We start from the raw sequence: 18104 nt of genomic DNA, 5'->3' as shown, positions 1-18104 counted from the left end.
TACTGTTTGTCCTGCGCGACCCCCGGGAAACCGGGAGGAACCGCATCGGGACGTGGCGCAGCTTGGTAGCGCACTTGACTGGGGGTCAAGGGGTCGCAGGTTCAAATCCTGTCGTCCCGACTGGAGACAGTCGCTGATCAGGGCCGGTTTCGGAGAAATCCGAAACCGGCCCGTCGTCGTTGTCGGGGACCGGTCGGGGTCCGGTCCCGGAACCGCCGGACGACCCGGGCGCCGACCCGGTGCCGAGGATCTGCCCGGGGCCGCGTCGGGTGGGACCGATATCTGCGTGCGGGCGACGGTGGAGAGGCGCGGGGGACCGCTGATCACCGTCAGTTCAGCTTGGCCACCCTGGCGATGATGGCGTCGGCGACGCTCTGTGCGGGCCAGGGGAAGACGCGGATGACGGTGTACTGGTGCGCGAGGCCGTGCATGGCGACCCAGAGGGTGACCGCGTCCAGCTCCGGATCGGTGACCGTCGACTCTCCCGCGGCCACGCAGTCGGCGAGGGCGTCGGCCAGGACGCGTATGGCCGACGCACCGAGACCGGTGAGCTGCTCCTCCGTCAGGGAACTCTCGCCCAGGGTCGGCATCCACAGACCGCCGAACATCGTGCGGTAGCGGCCGGGGTGGTCCTGGGCGTAGCGGAGGTAGGCGTGGCCGAGGGCGTACAGCCGGTCCCGCGGGTCGGCAGCGGCGTTCTCGGCCACGTCGCGCAGATGGTCGGCGAGCGCGGCGAACTCGCGTTCCACCACGGCCAGCATGATGGCCGGCTGGTCCGAGAAGTGCCGGTAGATCGATGGAGCGGCGATCCCGACCTTGCGGGCGACCGAGCGCAGGGTGACCGCCCGTTCGTCGCCGGTCTCGTCGAGGAGTGCGGAGGCGGCGTCGAGGATGTCCTCCCTCAGCCGGCCGCCCTCGCCGCGTCGATTACGTACGCGGGTCGCCTGCGGGGGCGTCTCCGGGCTCGGCACGTCGGTTTCGTTCATGTCCGTAATCTTACAGTCTAAAGTTTAGGGCCGTTAGCCTCTCGGTGGCTGGTGGTCATGGCTGGGGGTGCCCCTGCGCCCGGCGTTCTCTCCGCGCTATCGCCTAACGCCGTAAGTTTATGCCCGTGATCCCTTGTGCGGCACGAGCTAACGGTCATATCCTTACGCATGTAAGCGCAAGGTTGAGGTCCTCAAGGAGAGTCATGGCCGCCATCACCACACCCGTCACGGAGATCGTCCTGCCCGCCCAGGTGGAGCCGGACGGCCTGCGCGTACGCACGAACGACCTCCCCGCACCCGCCGACGGTCAGGTCGTCATGCGGATGGACGCCACCGGCGTCAGCTTCGCCGAGCAGCAGATGCGCCGAGGCAAGTACTACGACCAGCCGCCCTTCCCCTTCGTGCCCGGCTACGACCTGGTCGGCACCGTCACCGCCACCGGCCCGCGGGTGGACGCGGCACTCGTCGGACGCCGATTCGCCGCCATCACGAAGACCGGGGCATGGGCCAGCCACGTGCTGGTCGACGCCACCGACCTGATGCCGATCCCCGTGGAGGCCGACCCCGCCGCCGCCGAGACCGTCATCGTCAACGGCGTCACCGCCTGGCAGATGCTGCACCGCGTCGCGGGAGTCCGCAGAGGCCAGACGGTCGTGGTCCTCGGGGCCAACGGGGGCGTCGGGTCCACCCTCGTCCAGCTCGCCCGGCACGCCGGCCTCACGGTGATCGGCACCGGCTCGCCCCGGCATCACGACCTCATCCGCGAACTCGGCGCCACCCCCCTCGACTACCACGCCCCCGATCTGTACGACCGGCTGCGCGCACTCGCCCCCGACGGCGTCGACGCCGTCTTCGACCACGTCGGCGGCGCCGCCATCGTCAAGTCATGGCGACTCCTGCGCCGCGGCGGCACGCTCGTCTCCTACGGCAGCGCCGCCACCAAGGACGAGGCCGGAAGCTCCCAGCTCCCGGTGCTGAAGCTGTTCGCCCGGCTCTTCGTCTGGAACGCCCTGCCCAACGGCAAGGGCGCCCACTTCTACAACCTCTGGGCCGGAAAGCGCCGGGACCGGAAGGTGTGGCAGCAACGGATGAGCGATGACCTCAACGAGGTCCTGCGCCTGGTCGTCGACGGCACGCTCGTTCCGCAGATCGCCGCCACCTTCGCCCTGGGCGACGCCGCGGCGGCCCTGGAACTCGCCGAATCCCGCACGGTCGCCGGCAAGGTCGTCATCCTGCCCCAGGCGTAACGCCCGCCCCCGCGCCAGCCCCCGCACCACCAGCGCCCGCACACGCCCATGCCGCGCATGCCTGTGCCGCGCATGGGCGCACTCGCCCCCGGTCGTTCTCGCTCACGCCCGCGCCTACCGCCGTACCGCGGTTTCGCCTGCCCGCATCACTCCGGCCCGGTGCCCACATCCGCGCGCACCCACCTCGTGCCGACCCGCCTCGTCGCCCGCCACGCTCGTTCGCCCTGCCCTCCTGGAGGTAACCCTCATGTCCCTCGCCGCACCCCTCGCCCCCGCCGACCGGCCCGCCCCGGGACGGCCCGCCACCGGCGACGTCGCCAATCTCGGCACGTACATCTGCTTCGGTCTCGCCTACGTCCTCGGGCACGGCTCCGCCGCTCTCTCCCACGGCGAGGCACCCGTGCTCGACCTGCCCGGCTGGCTGCCCATGACCCTGCTCGGCGGCGGGCTCGCCATCGGTACCGTCCAGGCGACCCGCGCCGCCCTGCGAGCCCAGCGGGACACCACCGACCCCGCCGCCGTCCGCACCGGCCAGCTGCTCGGCGCCGCCTGGGTCACCGCACTCGCCGCGCTCTTCCTCGTCGTCACCGGGCTCAGCGCCGCCGTGGACCACCCGGACCTCCCGACCCTGTTGTGGCCCACCGGCTCCGGATTCGTCGTCGGACTCATGTACGTCGCCGAGGGCGCCGCCCGCCGCAACCTGCTCCACTACACTCTCGGCACCTGGCTCGCCCTGACCTCGACCGCGGCTCTCCTCGTGGGCACCCCCGGCCTCTACTGGGTCCTCACCGTCGCCGGAGGCGGCGCCTACGCCCTTGCCACGCTCCTCGAACGCCGCCGCCTCCTCCTCGCCGCCTCCCGCAGCTGATCCGCACTGCCACGGCACGCGGCGAACGCCCTCCCTGCGGAGCGCCCGACCCGGTCGGAGATGCCCAAGGGCAACGTTCCGACCGTGGAAAAAACCGTGATATCGCGTCACTCGTTTACATGACGTTTCACACTGCCCGGGTCACGGGGGGCGTGGTGGGATCGAATCATGTCTTCGACACCAGTCATTGAAGTTGAGAGCCTCAACCTGAGTTACGGCGACTTCCACGCCGTCAAGGATCTGTCCTTCCAGGTGCGCGCCGGGGAGTTCTACGCCCTGCTCGGCACCAACGGGGCAGGCAAGACCTCGACCCTGGAGACCATCGAAGGTCACCGCACCGCCACCTCCGGCACCGTGCGGGTCTTCGGGCAGAGTCCGGCCGACCGCCGTGCCGTGCGGCCGCGCATGGGAATCATGTTGCAGGAGAGCGGATTCACCCCGGACCTGACGGTGAGGGAGTCGGTCCGTCTGATCGGCAAGCTCACCCACCGCGAGGACCGGATCGACCGGGTGCTCGGCGTCGTCGGGCTCACCGACAAGGCGAGCACCAAGGTCTCCCAGCTCTCCGGCGGCGAGAAGCGGCGGCTGGACTTCGCGACCGCCGTGTACGGCGCGCCGGAGCTGATCTTCCTCGACGAGCCCACCACCGGGCTGGACATCCAGTCCCGCGACGACCTCTGGAAGGCCGTCGGCAGGCTGCGCGAAGAGGGCTCCACGATCGTCCTGACCACGCACTACCTGGAAGAGGCGCAGCAGCACGCCGACCGCATCGGCCTGATGCACAAGGGCACCTTCCACAAGGAGGGCACGGTCGCCGAACTGACGCAGACCCTGCCCTCGGTCATCAGCTTCACCGTGGCGGGGCACGCGCCCGCGGTGCCGCTGCCCGCCACGAGGGGCGGTGACGGCAAGTACGTGGCCGAGACCTTCCAGCTGGAGAAGGACCTGTACACGCTGCTCGGCTGGGCCGAGCAGCACGGGGTGGAACTGCGCATCCTCGAAGCCGGGCCCACCCGCCTCGACGACGTCTTCCGCGCCATCGGCAACGCCTGAGAACCCCTACCGGACAAGGATTTTCACCATGTTCCCGATCGCTCTGAGCGAGCTGATCCAGATCTTCCGCAACCGCCTTGTGCTGGTGACCAGCTTCATCATCCCGGTCGCGATCAGCGCCTTCTTCATCTACCGGCACGAACTGTTCGCCGAGATGGCCAGCCTCGGCTACATCGCGGCGGTGGTCATGTTCACGGTGAGCGCCTTCGGCCTCTACACCGCCACCGTGACCACCCTGGCCTCCCGTCGGCAGAACCTGTTCCTCAAGCGCCTGCGCTCCACCGCGGCCGGGGACGTCTCGATCCTTTCCGGACTGCTCCTGCCGCTCACCGCGATCGCGGTGGTCCAGGTGACCGTCATCATGATCGTGCTGGGCGCGGTCGCCGGTGCCCCGGCCAACGCGGCGCTGCTGGCGGCGGCGGTGCTCGCGACGCTGGCGATGATGGTCGGCCTCGGCCTCGCGACGGCGGGGCTGACCAACTCGCCCGAGCACGCGCAGGTGACCACGCTGCCGGTCAGCCTCGGGGTGATCGCCGTGGCCAGCTGGGTCGGGATCAGCGGCACCGAGGAGCTCACCCCGCTTAAGCGGCTGCTGCCCGGCGGCGCGGCCACCGAGCTGGCCATGAACGCGTGGAACGGGGGCGTCGCGCTGTCGGACTCCCTGATCCTGCTGGCGCCGACCCTGGCCTGGGTCGTGGTCGCCATCGCACTGGCCTCCCGGATGTTCCGCTGGGAACCGCGCCGCTGAGCGTCGTGCACCGTAAAGGGGAGAGCCCGCGCGATCGGGCGACCCCGCTCTTTGAGGCCCGGGAGCCTGCGTGCCGGTCAGTCCTGTGACGCCTCCTCGGCGTTGCGCCACACCGTCAGATCGATGGTGATGTAGCGGCTGGGGTCGTCGTCACCGGACTGTCCCCGGTAGGTCACCACAGCGATGTGCCCGGCCTTGCTGAGCACACAGATCTGCGATCCGGGCGTGAGCTGGTCGAGACCGAGGCTTTCGGTGAAGCGGGACTCCTGGCGGCAGAGCTCCAGCGAACCCTTCTGGGAGTTCTTGAGGACGACCAGTTTGCCGTTGGCGCTGCCGACCTGTTCGTCGCCGAAGAGGGAGTCGCGGTGGAAGTAGAAATCGCCGTCGCCGTACAGGACACCGCTGTCGTTGTTCTCCTTCGGGCGGGGCGGGTTGTCGGCGAGCATCAGTTCGTAGCTCGCCGACAGGTCGATGCCCTTGTAGGAGACGGGCCGGGGGTCGACCGGCTTCGTCGGGCCGCTGTCCGCCGACCCGCCACCCGCCGACGAGTCGGCGCGACCGCCCTTGTCGCCGGTGGAGTCGCCGGACCGGTCCGGCAGCAGGATGCCGAGCAGCGCGAGACCGGCCACTCCGGCGAGGACCGCACCGGCGACGATCAGCCCCGGGCGCTTACGGCGCGGCGTGGGGCCGGGAGGGAACGCGGCGTTGCCGCCCCAGCCGGGCTGGGCGAACTGCCCCTGCGGGTGGGGCGGCTGGATGGTGTACCCCGGGAAAGCGGGATTACCCCGCGGGGGACCGGGCGGCGCGGCTCCCGGAAACGCGGGGGCGGCCGGTCCCGTCTGGGTCATCGCGGCCGCGATGTGGTCGGCCTGGATGCGGGGGTAGGAGGGATGGGACCCCGGGGAGACCTGGGTGGGCGTCGGCGGCGCGGCGGGGCGCGGAGGCGGAGTCGGGGCGGGCGCGGGAAGGCGGTGCCGTTCCGTGATGGACCCGGCGACCTCCTGCGGAAGCCAGTCCTCGCCCTGTCGCAGGGGAGTGGGCGAGATCTCGTGGCACATCCGGATGATGTCGGCCAGGGCCGGGCGGTCGGCAGGATCGCGGCTGAGGCACCGGCTGACGAGGGGGCGGAGTTCGTCGGGCAGGCGGCTGAGGTCGGGATCCTCGTGGACGATCCGGTAGAGGACCGCGTGCGAGGGCCCGTCCCCGAACGCGGGCGCGCCGATCGCGCCGTAGGCGGCGATCTGGCCCAGGGCGAAGACGTCGGTGGCGGAGGTGACCGTCCCGGCCGACGCCTGCTCCGGCGCCATGAACGCCGGGGTGCCGACACTGACTCCCGTACCCGTCAGGGCCGTCGTGTCGGCGGCCCGCGCGATACCGAAGTCGATCACGCGCGGTCCGTCCGCGGCGAGCAGGACGTTGGCGGGCTTGAGGTCGCGGTGCACGATGCCCGCGCCATGGATGACCCCGAGCGCCTCGGCCACCCCGACCGTCAGCAGCAGCACGCTGCGCAACGGCAGTCCGCCGTACCGGGCCACCGCGTGCGCGAGCGAGGGGCCCGGCACATAGGCGGTGGCCAGCCAGGGCTGCGCCCCCTCGGTGTCCGAGTCGATGACCGGCGCGGTGTAGAGCCCCTGCACCCGTTGCGCGGAGCGCACTTCCTGCTGGAAGCGCCGCCGGAACTCGGGGTCCTCGCTGAACTCGGCCCGGATCACCTTGACGGCGAGCGGCCGTCCGCCGGGCGTGTACGAGAGGTAGACCTTGCCCATGCCGCCCGCGCCCAGCACGGCGGCCAGCCGGTAGCCCCCCACCACCGGCGGATCGTCGGCCTTGAGCGGCTGGAACGGACCGGCCGAAGGCGTGCTGATCAAGGTGTTCCCCCCTGGTCACGAGAACGGGGCCTGCGAGCGCCCCGGTCATCAGGAGCAGAGCGTACCGAACGACGGGGCGGGCCTCGGCGGGGGCGAGCGCGACCCCGCCGGGCGCGGTGACGAGGGGGGCTTTCCGGCGGTGTACGGGACCGGGTGTGCCCCGGGGGCTCCGGTCGGTCAGAGCTGCCGGAGCGCGCTGAGGACGGCCAGCGGAGTGGCGGCCGCCCAGGCCTGCGGGGAGCAGGCGTGGGGGTAGGGCACCGGGCGCGGGTGTTCCGTGCGGCCGTAGCCGGCGAGCACCTCCGGCAGCCGGTGGCCGTGGTGCGCCGAGGTGTCCAGCAGTCCCCGGATCAGCGCGCGTGCCTCCTCGGCCAGGCCGTAGCGGGCCAGGCCCAGCAGGATCACCGCGTTGTCGTGCGGCCAGCAGCTGCCGCGGTGGTAGGAGAGCGGGTGGTACGCCTGCTGTCCCGCGGCCAGTGTCCGTACGGCCCAGCCGGAGAAGAAGTCGGGCTCCATCAGGCGCCGTCCCACCCGCGCGGCCCGGTCCGGGTCGAGGATGCCCGACCAGAGCAGGTGTCCGGCGTCCGAGGCCAGCGCGTCGGCCTGCCGGCCCCGGCCGTCCAGCGCGAGCGCCGGGAAGTCCGCCTCCGGCATCCAGAAGTCCCGTGTGAAGCGCTCACGCAACGCGGTGGCGGCCCGCTCCAGCCGCTCGGCGTAGGCGGGGTCGCTCCAGCGGGTGCGGGCCAGCCGCGCGGTGCGCACCAGCGCGTCGTAGGCGTAGCCCTGCGCCTCGGCGACCGCGACCGGCCCCTCGGCCTGGGTGCCGTCGGCGAAGCAGACGGCTCCGGCGGAGTCCTTCCAGTTCTGGTTGACCAGGCCCAGCGGGTCGGGGCTGTAGACCAGGTATCCGTGTTCGTCCAGTCCTCCGTCACGGAACATCCACTCCACCGCGGCCCGCGCCTGTGCCTCGTACCGCGAGGCCAGGGAGGAGTCACCGGTGACCTGGGTGTACCGCTCCAGGAGCACCAGGAAGAGCGGGGTGGCGTCGATCGAGCCGTAGTAGCGGCCGTAGGGGACCTGGTGGAAGGTGGCCAGCTCGCTGTGGCGGATCTCGTGGACGATACGACCGGGCTGCTCGCCGCGCTCCGCGTGGTGGCCGGTCCCCTGGGTCGCCGCCAGGGCGCTCAGGGTGGCCGCGGCCAGTTCCGGGCGGTACGGCAGCGCGAACAGGGAGGTGAGCAGCGAGTCCCGGCCGAAGAGGGTGAGGAACCACGGGACTCCGGCACCGGGAACCCGGACGCTCTCCCCGTCCAGACCGGTGACCGGCACCCGCAGTGCCGCCAGATCGCTCAGGCCCCGTGCGCACGCGGCGGCCAGCGAGGCGGGCGCCTCGGCCGGCAGCGGCAGCGGGGCGCCGGTGAACGCCTCGGTGTCCTCGGCCAGTTCGGCGTGGGCCTTCTGCGGCGAGGCGACAGCGGCGGGGGCCGGCGCGCCGTGCGCGTAGGCCGTGGCGGTGAGCGTGAGGGTCGCCGAGCCGTGCGCGGGAACGTCCAGCCGCCACTCCAGCCGTTGCGCGGTCCCGTCGTCGCCGACGGGCCTCACCGAGGCGGGAGCGGGGGTCGCGCGCACGGCCGTCCGGGAGTGCCAGGGGCCGCGCCGGTAGCTGAAGGTGACACCGTCCGGCCCGGCTTCCGCCGATCGCCGCGCTCCGTCCTTGACGTAGTGCCGCTTGTCGGAGCGGAGCTCGAACTGGTCGGCGAAGTCGGCGTCCAGGGTGAACACGAGGACCGCGGTGACGGGGGAGGGGCGGTTGTTGACCAGCCGCAGCTGTTCCGTCAGCACACCTTCGCCGAGGGCCTGTTCGCGGAAGACCGTGTAGTCGGCCGGTTCGTCGCGGGTGCCCGGCGGGGTGAGGACGCAGCGGGCGGAATACTCCCCCGAGGAGGGCACCAGGACGGTGGGGGCCGTGCCGCCCACGGTCAGCGACATCCGGCTCAGGTGGCGGGCGTCGCGGTGGAAGAACCCGTCCGGGGTCGTGCCGCCCCGGCCGGTGATGGAGCCGTCGACGCCCAGGACGGCGAAGGTGCCCGAGCGCACCAGCGTGGGGCCTGCTGTGTCGTTCACGTGGTCTCGTCCTCGGTGAGGTGGTGGTCGCTTTCGGTGTCCGCCACGGGGGCGGCGGCCATCAGGTCGAGAGCGAGGGCCGCCGTCCACCCGAAGTTCCTGGTCCCGCGCGCCTGTGCGGTGACCGGGTCGACGTACTCGGAGAAACCGCTGGAGCCCGCCGCGGTGAGCATGGCCTCGCGCAGCGCGTCGGCGGCCGCACCGTGCCCGTACTGCCGCAGACCGCGTTCGAGCAGCCAGTTCGTGTTGAACCACGCGGGGCCGCGCCAGTAGCGGGAGGAGTCGAAGGCCGCGCCGGAGAAGTCGTAGCTGGGGGCCATCGGCACCTCGCCGAGGCGGAAGCCGTCGCCGGTCAGCGTGGACACCAGGGCCCGCACGATGTGCCGCGGCAGCCCCGGGACGACGAGGGGGACGAGCCCGGCGACGCTGCGCTCGGCGATCAGCCCGCCGCCGACCACGTCGCGGCAGAGGAACATGCCGTCGTCGGGGGACCAGAGCCGCTCCACCAGAGCCGCAGTGAGGGTCCGTGCCCGTTCCTGGTGGCGGGCGGGGTCCGCCCCGACCTCCGTCGCGATCCGGGCGAGCGCGTGCTCCGAGACGATCAGCAGCGCGTTGACGCAGGGGTCCTCGACCGCGAAGGCGTGACGGCCTGGCGCGTCGGTGTATCCCGCGTCGCGGTAGTCGGCCGCGAGCCGCACATAGCGGCCGTAGTCCAGATCGGTCGGCCGCTCGGCGGGCTGCCCGTGGTCGAGGTCGGCGCGGCGGTAGCTGTCGGGCCGCATCGGCTCGACGCGCTCCAACGGGCCGTCCCAGCACGGACTGTTGTCCATCCCGGCCTCCCACGGGTGGATCACCGAGGCCAGCCGCCCGCCGCCCAGGTCGCGCGGACCGGTGAGGTAGTCGTGCCAGGCGGCCAGGGCGCCGTACACCCGGGGCAGGAAGCCGCGCCGCTGCGAGGTGCCGGGGTCGGCGAGGTGGACCAGCCAGGCGGCCAGCGCGTGCACCGGCGGCTGGATGATGCCGGAGGTCTCCGTCCCCGCCGGTGCGCCCGCCGCGGCCCCCTCCAGCGACGAGCGCCAGAAGTCGGGGCTGGGGAAGTACGCGTCCAGCGGCACCGCCGGGTTGAAGACGATGTGCGGGACACGGCCGTCGGCCCACTGGGCGCCGAGCAGGCTCTCCAGTTCGCGCTGGGCACGGCGCACCGAGAGGTGGCGCAGGCCGATGGCGATGAAGCCGGAGTCCCAGCTCCACTGGTGGGGGTACAGACCCCGGGAGGGGATGGTCGAGGAGCCGGTCCAGTTGGTCAGCAGGACCCGTGCCGCGCCGCGCCGGAGTGTCAGGTCTCCGGTGGCGGCGGGCACGGGAGTGGTGAGGAGCGTCGTCACGCGCCGGACCTCCGCAGGAACGCCGGGATGGAGCGGACGGCCGCGACGGGGTCACCCGTCAGACGGCACTCGGCGGCGAGGTGGCCCGCGTAGCCGATGGTGTGGAGGGCCCCGATCCAGGCGGGCCAGTCCAGGTGCCCCGCACCGGGCTGGAACCTGTTGGAGTCGCTGACCTGCGCGTGGCCGATGTACGGGGCGGCCGCGAGGATGGCGGCGGCGGGATCGGCTTCCTCGATGTTCATGTGGTAGCTGTCGATGCCGATGCGGACCGAGTCCAGGCCCACCGTCCGGATCAGCTCGGCGGCCTGCTCAAGGCGGTTGACCATGTGGTCCTCGTACCGGTTGAGGGGCTCCAGATACAGCTCAGCGCCCTCCTTGCGGGCGTGCTCGCCCAGCTCGGTGAGGCCCGAGAGCAGCACCTCGCGGTCCTCCTCCTCGCTCCGGGGCGGTTCGAAGGGCGGCAGCCGGCGGGAGAACATCCCGTACGAGGCGGGGGTCTGCACACCGAGCGCACCGATTCGCGCGGCCACGCTGATCTGGGACTTCAGCTGGTCGATCGCGTCCCGGCGCAGGTCCTCGTCGAAGGCGGCGAAGAAGTGCAGCATGTCGACGCAGACGGTCGGCATGACGACGCCGTCGGCGGCGGCCCGCTCCAGCTCGGGCAGCCGGTCGCGGAAGTGGAAGTCGCCCTTGGAGCGCAGCTCGATCGCGTCGAACCCGGCGTCCTGGGCGAAGGACCATTTCTCCTGGAGCGTGTCGCCGGGAAGCAGCTGTTCCTGGCAGGCGGTCTTGAGCATGGGGTGGTGCCTTTCGGCGCTGAGAGGGGGTGGGGCCGGGTCCGTCGCCGTGCCCGGCCGGACGGAGGGGCCGGGCACGGGGCGGGGGGTCAGAACTCCAGGACGATCTGGAGGGCGTCGGCGGGCCGCTGGTCGAGCAGCTCGTAGGCGTCGGCGGCATCGGCCACCGGCACCACATGGCTGACCAGGGACGTCACATCGACCTGCCCCTCGGCCACCAGGGACAGGAAGGTCCGCTGGAGCCGCTCGACGGTCCACCGTCCGGAGAGCTGGGGCGGCACTCCGCCGATCTGCGAGGAGATCAGCTGGACCCGGTTGTGGTGGAACTCGTCTCCCAGCCGCAGTCCCGCGCCGTCGCCCTGGTAGAACCCCGAGGCGACGACGCGGCCGCCCGTGGTCACCGAGCGCAGCGCCTCGTGCAGGGCGGGATGGGCGCCGCTGATCTCGATCGCCACGTCGGCGCCCGCTCCGCCGGTGGTCTCGCGGATGCGCGTCGCGACGTCGTCGGTGCGCGCGTTGAGGGTGTGCCGCGCCCCGTACGCCACCGCGGTCGTGAGGCGGGCGTCGATGGCGTCGACCGCGGTGACCCGGGCGCCGCTGAGCTGGGCGAGACGCGTGGTGAGCAGCCCGATGACCCCCTGGCCGAAGACGGCGACGTCCTCGCCGAGGTGGAGGTCGGCGGCGAGGATCGCGTTGTACGCGATGGCGCCGACCCGGGCGAAGGCTCCCGCGAGCGGTTCGAGCCCGGCGGGCAGGGTGTGGCCGGTCATCCTGGCCGCCGGGACGACGCCTTCGCTGCGGTGCCCCCAGATGCCCCAGACCAGGTCCCCGACGGCGGGCATCCCGGGAGAGGAGACCAGCTCGGGGGAGACCTCGGTCACCTCGCCTACCTCGGAGTAGCCCCAGCCCGCCACCGGGTACTCGATGCCGGCGGCACCCTCGCGGAACAGCCGGCTCCCGGCGTCCCAGGTGCGGGTCAGATAGGGGTTCGTACCCCGGTAGGCGGTGAGTTCGGTGCCCGCCGAGATACCGGAGAAGCGGGTGCGTACCCGTAGGTGCCCCGTTGGGAGGGGGGCGCTCTCGTGCTCGGCGACTTCGACCTGGCGGGGGCCGGTGAACTGGACGACGCGTTCCACGGAGGTCTCCGTACTGCTGGGAGGTGGGCTGTTCGCTGACTTAGGTCGAAGGTATCTCACGCTTATGTCTTGTCAAGCTGCAAAAGTGATGCTGTGATGCTTTTGGAAAATGCGTAAGTGGCGTGAGGACACAGAATGGTGCTGAAAGTCCGACGAGCGAGGACGACCCTGGTGGGACTCGCCGTGACCCTGGCCGCGGGTCTGCTGGCCGGCTGCTCCGGAGACTCCGGCGACAGCCGGCGGGCCGACAACCGGATCACGGTGTGGTCGCAGGAGAATCTGCCACCGCGCATGGCCGCGACGCGGAAGGTCGTCAGCCGCTTCGAGAAGGAGACCGGGATCACGGTCGACCTCGTCGGCGTGGACGAGTCCCAGCTTCCCCAGCTGATCATGTCGGCGGCGGCCGCCGGGGAACTCCCCGACGTCATCGGAGCCGTCCCCATGGGCCAGGTGTGGCAGATGTACGGCAACGGACTGCTCAACACCGAGATCGCCGACCGGATCGTGAAGGACCTGGACCCGGGTACGTTCAACGCCAACGCCCTCGCCCTCACCGAGGACGACGGCACCCGGCTCGGCGTCCCCTCCGACGCCTGGCTCCAGCTGCTCGTCTACCGCAAGGACCGCTTCGCCGACGCCGCCCTGCCCGCACCCGACAGCTACGGCCGCGCCCTGAAGGCCGCGGCCGAACTGGACGGCGACGGCCGCGACGGCATCTCCCTCGCCACCGACCCCTCGGACGTCTTCACCCAGCAGAGCTTCGAGGACCTGGCCCTGGCCAACGGCTGCGAACTGGTCGACGAGGCCGGTGACCCGGCCCTCGACTCCCCGGCCTGCCGTGCCGCCTTCACCGCCTACGACGACCTCGCCCGCGAACACGGCGCGCCCGGAACCCAGAGCGTGGACACCACCCGCGCCTCCTACTTCTCCGGCACCTCGTCGATGATGGTCTGGTCGTCCTTCCTCCTGGACGAACTGGCCGCACTGCGACAGGACGCGCTGCCCAGCTGCCCCGAGTGCAAGGACGACCCGGGCTTCCTCGCCCGCAACACCGGCGTGGTCACCTCCCTCCAGGGCCCTGACGGCGACCAGCCCGCCCAGTTCGGCGAGATCACCTCCTGGACCGTCACCAGGACCGCCGAGACCGGCGCCTCCCGCGCGTTCATCGAGTACATGATGGACAAGGGCTACGAGGACTGGTTCGGCATGGCCCCCGAGGGCAAGATCCCCGTCCGCACCGGGACCCCGCGGAGCCCCGGCTCCTTCGAGCAGGCGTGGCGCCAGAGCGTCATGGGCGTCGACCGCCGCGAGTCCCTCCAGAAGGCGTTCCCCACCGAGCTGCTGGACCGGCTCGTGGACGGGGTCGGCGACATGAAGCGCTGGGGCCTCACCCAGGGACAGGGGACCCTCGTCGGCGCGACCAACGGCGAGCTGCCCGTCGCCAAGGCGATCGGCGCGATGACCAGCGGCCAGATCACCCCCGAGGAGGCCGCGAAGGAGGCCAACGACGAGGTGGCCGCCCTCCAGAAGTCCCTCCAGTAACCGACGGCCACCCGCCTGCCCGGCAGCCGCACACCGCACCTTCACCGAGGTAACTGACCCATGAGCACACTCCAGCGCGGCGCGAAGAAGCGCCGCACCACGCCGCGATCGGCGGCCAGCAGGGAGAACCGCGCGGGCCTCGCCTTCGTCACCCCGACCTTCCTGGTCGTTTTCGTCGTCGTGATCCTGCCCATCGCCTGGACCGTTCTGCTCGCCTTCCAGAACGCCAAGCTCGTCGGAATCCAGGAGAACGGGCTCCTGGGCCGCTGGACCCTGGACAACTTCTCCCAGGTGTTCGGCTCGCCCGGCTTCTGGAGCAGCCTGGGCACCACCCTCGTCTACACCGTGGGGGCCACCGCAGGATCAGTGGTCCTCGGCCTGATCGCCGCCCTCGCGCTGCGCAGGCCCTTCCGCGGCCGCGGCGCCCTCCGCGCGACGATGCTCCTGCCCTACGTCGCCCCCGTCGTCGCGGTCGCCTTCGTGTGGGAGATGGCGCTCAGCCCGCAGTACGGCTTCGTCAACGACTGGGGACGCAGGTTCTTCGGCTGGGACGATCCCATCGCCTTCCTGTCCACCCGCTCCTACGAAGTCAGCCTCCTGGGAGCCCACTTCGACATCCCACTGGCGCTCCTGACGGTCATCGCCTTCGAAGCGTGGCGCTACTTCCCCTTCGCCTTCCTCTTCCTGCTGGCCCGCCTCCAGGCGGTGCCGGCCTCACTGGAAGAGGCCGCGGAGGTGGACGGCGCGACCGTCTCCCAGCGGTTCCGGCACGTCCTGCTGCCCCAGCTGATGCCCGTCATCGCCCTGCTGTCCGTGCTGCGCTTCATCATGACGTTCAACAAGTTCGACGACATCTACCTGCTCACCGGCGGCGGTTCCGGCACGGACGTCGTCGCCGTGCGGGTGTACGACTTCCTGACCGCCCGCTTCGACGTCGGAGCCGCCTCCGCGCAGGCCCTCGTCCTCGCCGTCGTGCTCATAGCTCTTCTGGGCGTCTACTTCAGGTTCTTCGCCAAGAAGGTGCAGGAGGAATCAGCATGACCGCCACCCCGGCCCTGAAAACCGTCCGACCCGAGCGCACCGCGTCCTCCCGGCCCGCCGCCCCGCGGCCCAGGGCACCGTTCACCCGTGCCCGCTTCGAGGAACTGCTGTTCGGCACCCTGCGCAGGTTCGTGATCCTCTTCCTCGTGGCGATCACCCTCGTGCCCTTCCTCTACATGCTGATGCTGTCGATCAAGCCGATCGACTCCCTCCTCCAGAACCCGGGCAGCCTCTGGGTGTCGGCGAAGGACTTCACCCTCAGCACCTACCAGAGCGTCCTCAAGCCCACGTCCGAGGGCGGCCAGGGCTTCCTGCGGATGCTGCTCAACTCGGCGCTCGTGGCCATCGCCACCGTCCTGCTCACCCTCGCCGCCGCGGTGCCCGGGGCCTACGCGGTCAGCCGGCTCAGGTTCTTCGGCGGCCGCCAGGTCAGCGCGATCTTCCTCGCCGTCTACCTCTTCCCCGCCACGCTGCTCGCCGTGCCGCTCTTCGTCATGTTCGCCAAGATGGGACTCTCCGGCAGCCTCGTCGGCCTCGCGATCGTCTACATCGCACAGACCGTCCCCGTATCGATCTACATGCTGAAGAACTACTTCGTCACCATCCCCTTCAGCATCGAGGAAGCCGCGGCGATCGACGGGGCCTCGCGGCTCCAGACCGTCCGCAGGATCATCCTGCCGCTGGCGCTGCCCACCTTGATGGCGACCGGGCTGTACGTGTTCATGATCGCGTGGAACGAATTCCTCTTCGCCCTCCTCTTCCTCGCGGCCGATCCCGACGCCTGGACCGTCTCCCTGGGACTCCAGCAGCTCGCCGGCGGCATCGAGGTCTCCAAGACCGTGCTGATGGCCGGTTCCGTCGTCCTCACCATCCCCGTGGTAGTGGTGTTCTTCGCCGCCGAACGGCTGCTCACCGAAGGGCTGACCAGCGGGGCCGACAAGGGCTGACGCCCCTCAGCGGGCGTCGGCCGGCGGCGGAACGGACGATGATCGAACTAGGATGGCGGGGATGGCAGGAAACCAGGCCAGCGCGGGGCATCTGCTCCAGCTCATTCGCAGCGGCGAGGCCACCACACGGGGAGAGCTCCAGCAGGCCACCGGACTCTCCCGGTCGACCGTGGGCCACCGGCTCGACCAGCTCTTCGGCGCGGGGTGGCTGCGCGGCGCGACCGGCACCTCCACCGGCGGACGCCCGTCGGCCCGGCTGGAGTTCGACCCCGCCCACGCCGTGGTGCTCGTCGCGGATCTGGAGACCCGGCACGCCCGCGCCGCCGTACTCGACCTCGCGGGCACCGTCCTCGCCGAGCACACCGGCGACCTGGTCATCGCCGACGGCCCCGACCGCGTGCTGGACCAACTGGCCCGCTGGTTCGGCCCGCTGCTCGCCGAGGCGGCGGTTCCCGCCGAGAAGGTCTGCGGCATCGGGCTGTCCGTTCCCGGACCGGTCGAGTGGGACACCGCACAGATCGTGCAGCCGCCGATCATGCCTGGCTGGGACCGCTTCCCGGTCCGCGAACGACTCCGCGACGCCTGGCTGGAACACGTGGGTCCGGCTCCCGGCCCCGGCGCCCCGCCCGTCTTCGTCGACAACGACGCCAATCTGATGGCCCTCGCGGAGCAGCGGGCCGGTCATCCCCGGTGCGACGCCTTCGTCCTGATCAAGGCGGCCACCGGAATCGGCGCCGGTGTGGTCGTCGGTGGCGAGATCTACCGGGGGATCGACGGCGGCGCCGGCGACATCGGTCACATCCGCCTGCACGACCGGCCCGACGCGCTGTGCATGTGCGGCTCCTACGGCTGTCTGGCCGCCGTCGCCAGCGGCCGGTCGATCGCCGAGCAGCTGACCGCCATCGGTATCCCCACGGCCTCCGGCTCCGACGTCCGCGCTCACCTCGCCGCCGGTGAGCCGCACGCCATACGACTGGCCCGCGAGGCGGGCCAGCGGGTCGGAGAGGTCCTGGTCACCGTCGTCACGCTGCTCAATCCCGGAGTGCTGATGCTCGCGGGCGACTTGGCCGGCACGCCCTTCCTGACCGGCGTCCGCGAGCTCATCTACCAGCGGGCCATGCCCCGCACCACCGCCCGCCTCCAGGTGGTCACGTCCGAACTGGGCGACAAGGCTGCCCTGGCGGGGGCAGGCGTCATGGTCGTCGAGCACCTGTACGCGCCCGACCGGGCCGACGCCCGACTCACCGCCCTCGCCCGCGGTGACGACTCCGCCTGAGCCACCTCCGCATCTCGGCCCGAACCCCACCCACCTCTTCTCCTTCTTCCCGAACCACATCCGCACCAAGAACGGTCACGCATGTCCTCAACCACCCCTCCCCGGAACGACCGGACCGGCACCCTCCCGCAGGGCGACTGGACCGGTGAGCCCGTCCGCGTCGGCCTCGTCGGCGCCGGACCCTGGGCCCGCGCGACGCACGCCCGCATCCTGGCCGCGGGCCCCGAGACGACCCTCACGGGTGTCTGGGCCCGGCGCCCGGATGCGGCCGAGGAGGTCGCCTCCGCCTACGGAGCGACCGCGGCCGGTTCCTTCGAGGAACTCCTCGACAGCTGCGAGGCCGTCGCCTTCGCCGTACCGCCCGCGGTCCAGGCGGCCCTGGCTCCCCGAGCCGCGGCGGCCGGGCGCGCCCTTCTCCTGGAGAAGCCGCTCGGCACCGATCTGGCGAGCGCCCGCGCCGTCGCGGACGCGGTCGCCGAGCACGGCGTGGCCTCCCAGCTCGTCCTCACCAAGAGGTACCACCCCACCACCAGGGCCTTCCTCGCGAAGGCCGCCACCCTCCAGGTGACGGGCGCCCGGTCCTCCTACCTCCACGGAGCCTTCCTCGGCGGCGAGTTCGCCACCTCCTGGCGCCTCCAGCACGGCGCGCTTCTCGACCTCGGTCCCCACCTGCTCGACCTCCTCGACACCGCCGTCGGCCCGATCACGTCGCTGCGCGCCACCGGAGATCCCCGGCGCTGGACGGAGGTGACGTGCGAACACGCCAACGGGGCCATCAGCCAGGCTTCGCTGTCCGGCAGCGTCCGAGTGGACCGGGCGCAGACCCGGGTGGAGCTGTTCGGCCCGGACGAGGAGCTGGCCTACGACACGGCGGGGATCGACCACGAGGAGTGCTGGCCGATCCTCCGGCGGGAGTTCGCCACCGCCGTCCGCACCGGGCGCGCCGCGGACCTCGACGCCGCCCACGGCCTGCGGATCCAGCACCTCCTCCAACAGGCCACGGACAGCGCGGGCCTGGCCGGGTAGGGCGTCGGAACACGACGGACGGACCTCCCGGACCCGGTCGGGACCCGGCGGGCGCGGGTC

At 71.7% G+C, this 18104-nt stretch carries 15 protein-coding genes and 1 tRNA gene; 10 read left to right on the top strand and 6 right to left on the bottom strand.

Annotated elements, in window-relative coordinates; translation table 11 throughout:
* The first annotated feature begins 46 nt into the window (after positions 1 to 46).
* Positions 47 to 120: transfer RNA gene (locus ACIRRU_RS24460), tRNA-Pro, on the top strand.
* A 209-nt stretch (positions 121 to 329) separates the two neighbouring features.
* Here ACIRRU_RS24460 and ACIRRU_RS24455 read toward each other — a convergent pair.
* A complete protein-coding gene (locus tag ACIRRU_RS24455; protein ID WP_403683869.1) occupies positions 330 to 986 on the bottom strand; it encodes a TetR/AcrR family transcriptional regulator in 657 nt (218 codons plus the stop codon).
* A 203-nt stretch (positions 987 to 1189) separates the two neighbouring features.
* On the opposite strand from ACIRRU_RS24455, the gene ACIRRU_RS24450 reads away from it, so the two are divergent.
* The 4 genes from ACIRRU_RS24450 to ACIRRU_RS24435 all read left to right on the top strand — a co-directional run bounded on the left by ACIRRU_RS24450 (position 1190) and on the right by ACIRRU_RS24435 (position 4902).
* Positions 1190 to 2233, top strand: a complete 1044-nt coding sequence (locus ACIRRU_RS24450; RefSeq protein WP_403683868.1) for a medium chain dehydrogenase/reductase family protein — start codon at positions 1190 to 1192, stop codon at positions 2231 to 2233.
* 247 nt (positions 2234 to 2480) lie between these two features.
* Complete coding sequence (locus tag ACIRRU_RS24445) at positions 2481 to 3101, top strand: ABC transporter permease (protein ID WP_403683866.1); 621 nt, start codon at positions 2481 to 2483, stop codon at positions 3099 to 3101.
* A gap of 168 nt (positions 3102 to 3269) precedes the next feature.
* On the top strand, positions 3270 to 4154 hold the full coding sequence (locus ACIRRU_RS24440; RefSeq protein ID WP_403683865.1) for an ABC transporter ATP-binding protein: 885 nt from the start codon (positions 3270 to 3272) through the stop codon (positions 4152 to 4154).
* Between the two features lie 28 nt (positions 4155 to 4182).
* Positions 4183 to 4902, top strand: a complete 720-nt coding sequence (locus tag ACIRRU_RS24435; protein WP_363200014.1) for an ABC transporter permease — start codon at positions 4183 to 4185, stop codon at positions 4900 to 4902.
* Between the two features lie 77 nt (positions 4903 to 4979).
* Here ACIRRU_RS24435 and ACIRRU_RS24430 read toward each other — a convergent pair whose 3' ends face one another.
* The 5 genes from ACIRRU_RS24430 to ACIRRU_RS24410 all read right to left on the bottom strand — a co-directional run bounded on the left by ACIRRU_RS24430 (position 4980) and on the right by ACIRRU_RS24410 (position 12212).
* Complete coding sequence (locus tag ACIRRU_RS24430) at positions 4980 to 6770, bottom strand: serine/threonine-protein kinase (protein ID WP_403683863.1); 1791 nt, start codon at positions 6768 to 6770, stop codon at positions 4980 to 4982.
* 177 nt (positions 6771 to 6947) lie between these two features.
* Positions 6948 to 8894, bottom strand: a complete 1947-nt coding sequence (locus ACIRRU_RS24425; RefSeq protein WP_403683861.1) for a glycogen debranching N-terminal domain-containing protein — start codon at positions 8892 to 8894, stop codon at positions 6948 to 6950.
* Positions 8891 to 10279, bottom strand: coding sequence for an MGH1-like glycoside hydrolase domain-containing protein (locus tag ACIRRU_RS24420; RefSeq protein WP_403683859.1), 1389 nt, complete (start codon positions 10277 to 10279; stop codon positions 8891 to 8893). The genes ACIRRU_RS24425 and ACIRRU_RS24420 overlap by 4 nt, the downstream gene beginning before the upstream one ends.
* Positions 10276 to 11076 carry a TIM barrel protein gene (locus tag ACIRRU_RS24415; protein WP_403683857.1) on the bottom strand — a complete coding sequence of 267 codons (801 nt, stop codon included), beginning with the start codon at positions 11074 to 11076 and terminating at the stop codon, positions 10276 to 10278. Before ACIRRU_RS24415 ends, ACIRRU_RS24420 begins: the two co-directional genes overlap by 4 nt.
* An 89-nt stretch (positions 11077 to 11165) precedes the next feature.
* Entirely contained in the window at positions 11166 to 12212 is a 1047-nt protein-coding gene (locus tag ACIRRU_RS24410; protein WP_403683855.1) for a zinc-binding alcohol dehydrogenase, read from the bottom strand.
* Between the two features lie 135 nt (positions 12213 to 12347).
* Between ACIRRU_RS24410 and ACIRRU_RS24405 the strand changes: the two genes are divergently transcribed.
* From ACIRRU_RS24405 to ACIRRU_RS24385, 5 genes are all read left to right on the top strand, one after another.
* Entirely contained in the window at positions 12348 to 13754 is a 1407-nt protein-coding gene (locus ACIRRU_RS24405) for an ABC transporter substrate-binding protein (RefSeq protein WP_403683854.1), read from the top strand.
* A 60-nt stretch (positions 13755 to 13814) separates the two neighbouring features.
* Positions 13815 to 14795, top strand: a complete 981-nt coding sequence (locus tag ACIRRU_RS24400; RefSeq protein WP_403683852.1) for a carbohydrate ABC transporter permease — start codon at positions 13815 to 13817, stop codon at positions 14793 to 14795.
* The gene (locus tag ACIRRU_RS24395) at positions 14792 to 15742 is read left to right on the top strand and encodes a carbohydrate ABC transporter permease (RefSeq protein ID WP_403683850.1); all 951 of its coding nucleotides are present in this window, start codon (positions 14792 to 14794) and stop codon (positions 15740 to 15742) included. Before ACIRRU_RS24400 ends, ACIRRU_RS24395 begins: the two co-directional genes overlap by 4 nt.
* 61 nt (positions 15743 to 15803) lie before the next feature.
* Positions 15804 to 17018 (top strand): ROK family protein, encoded by a 1215-nt coding sequence (locus ACIRRU_RS24390; RefSeq protein ID WP_403683848.1) that lies wholly within the window; start codon positions 15804 to 15806, stop codon positions 17016 to 17018.
* A gap of 81 nt (positions 17019 to 17099) precedes the next feature.
* Positions 17100 to 18044 (top strand): Gfo/Idh/MocA family protein, encoded by a 945-nt coding sequence (locus ACIRRU_RS24385; RefSeq protein WP_403683846.1) that lies wholly within the window; start codon positions 17100 to 17102, stop codon positions 18042 to 18044.
* The last annotated feature ends 60 nt before the right edge of the window (positions 18045 to 18104 follow it).

This window comes from Streptomyces sp. NPDC101181 (assembly GCF_044767975.1).
Classification (GTDB): Bacteria; Actinomycetota; Actinomycetes; order Streptomycetales; family Streptomycetaceae; genus Streptomyces.
Note: the sequence above shows the minus strand (reverse complement) of the source record. Positions and strands in the feature narration are given on the sequence as shown.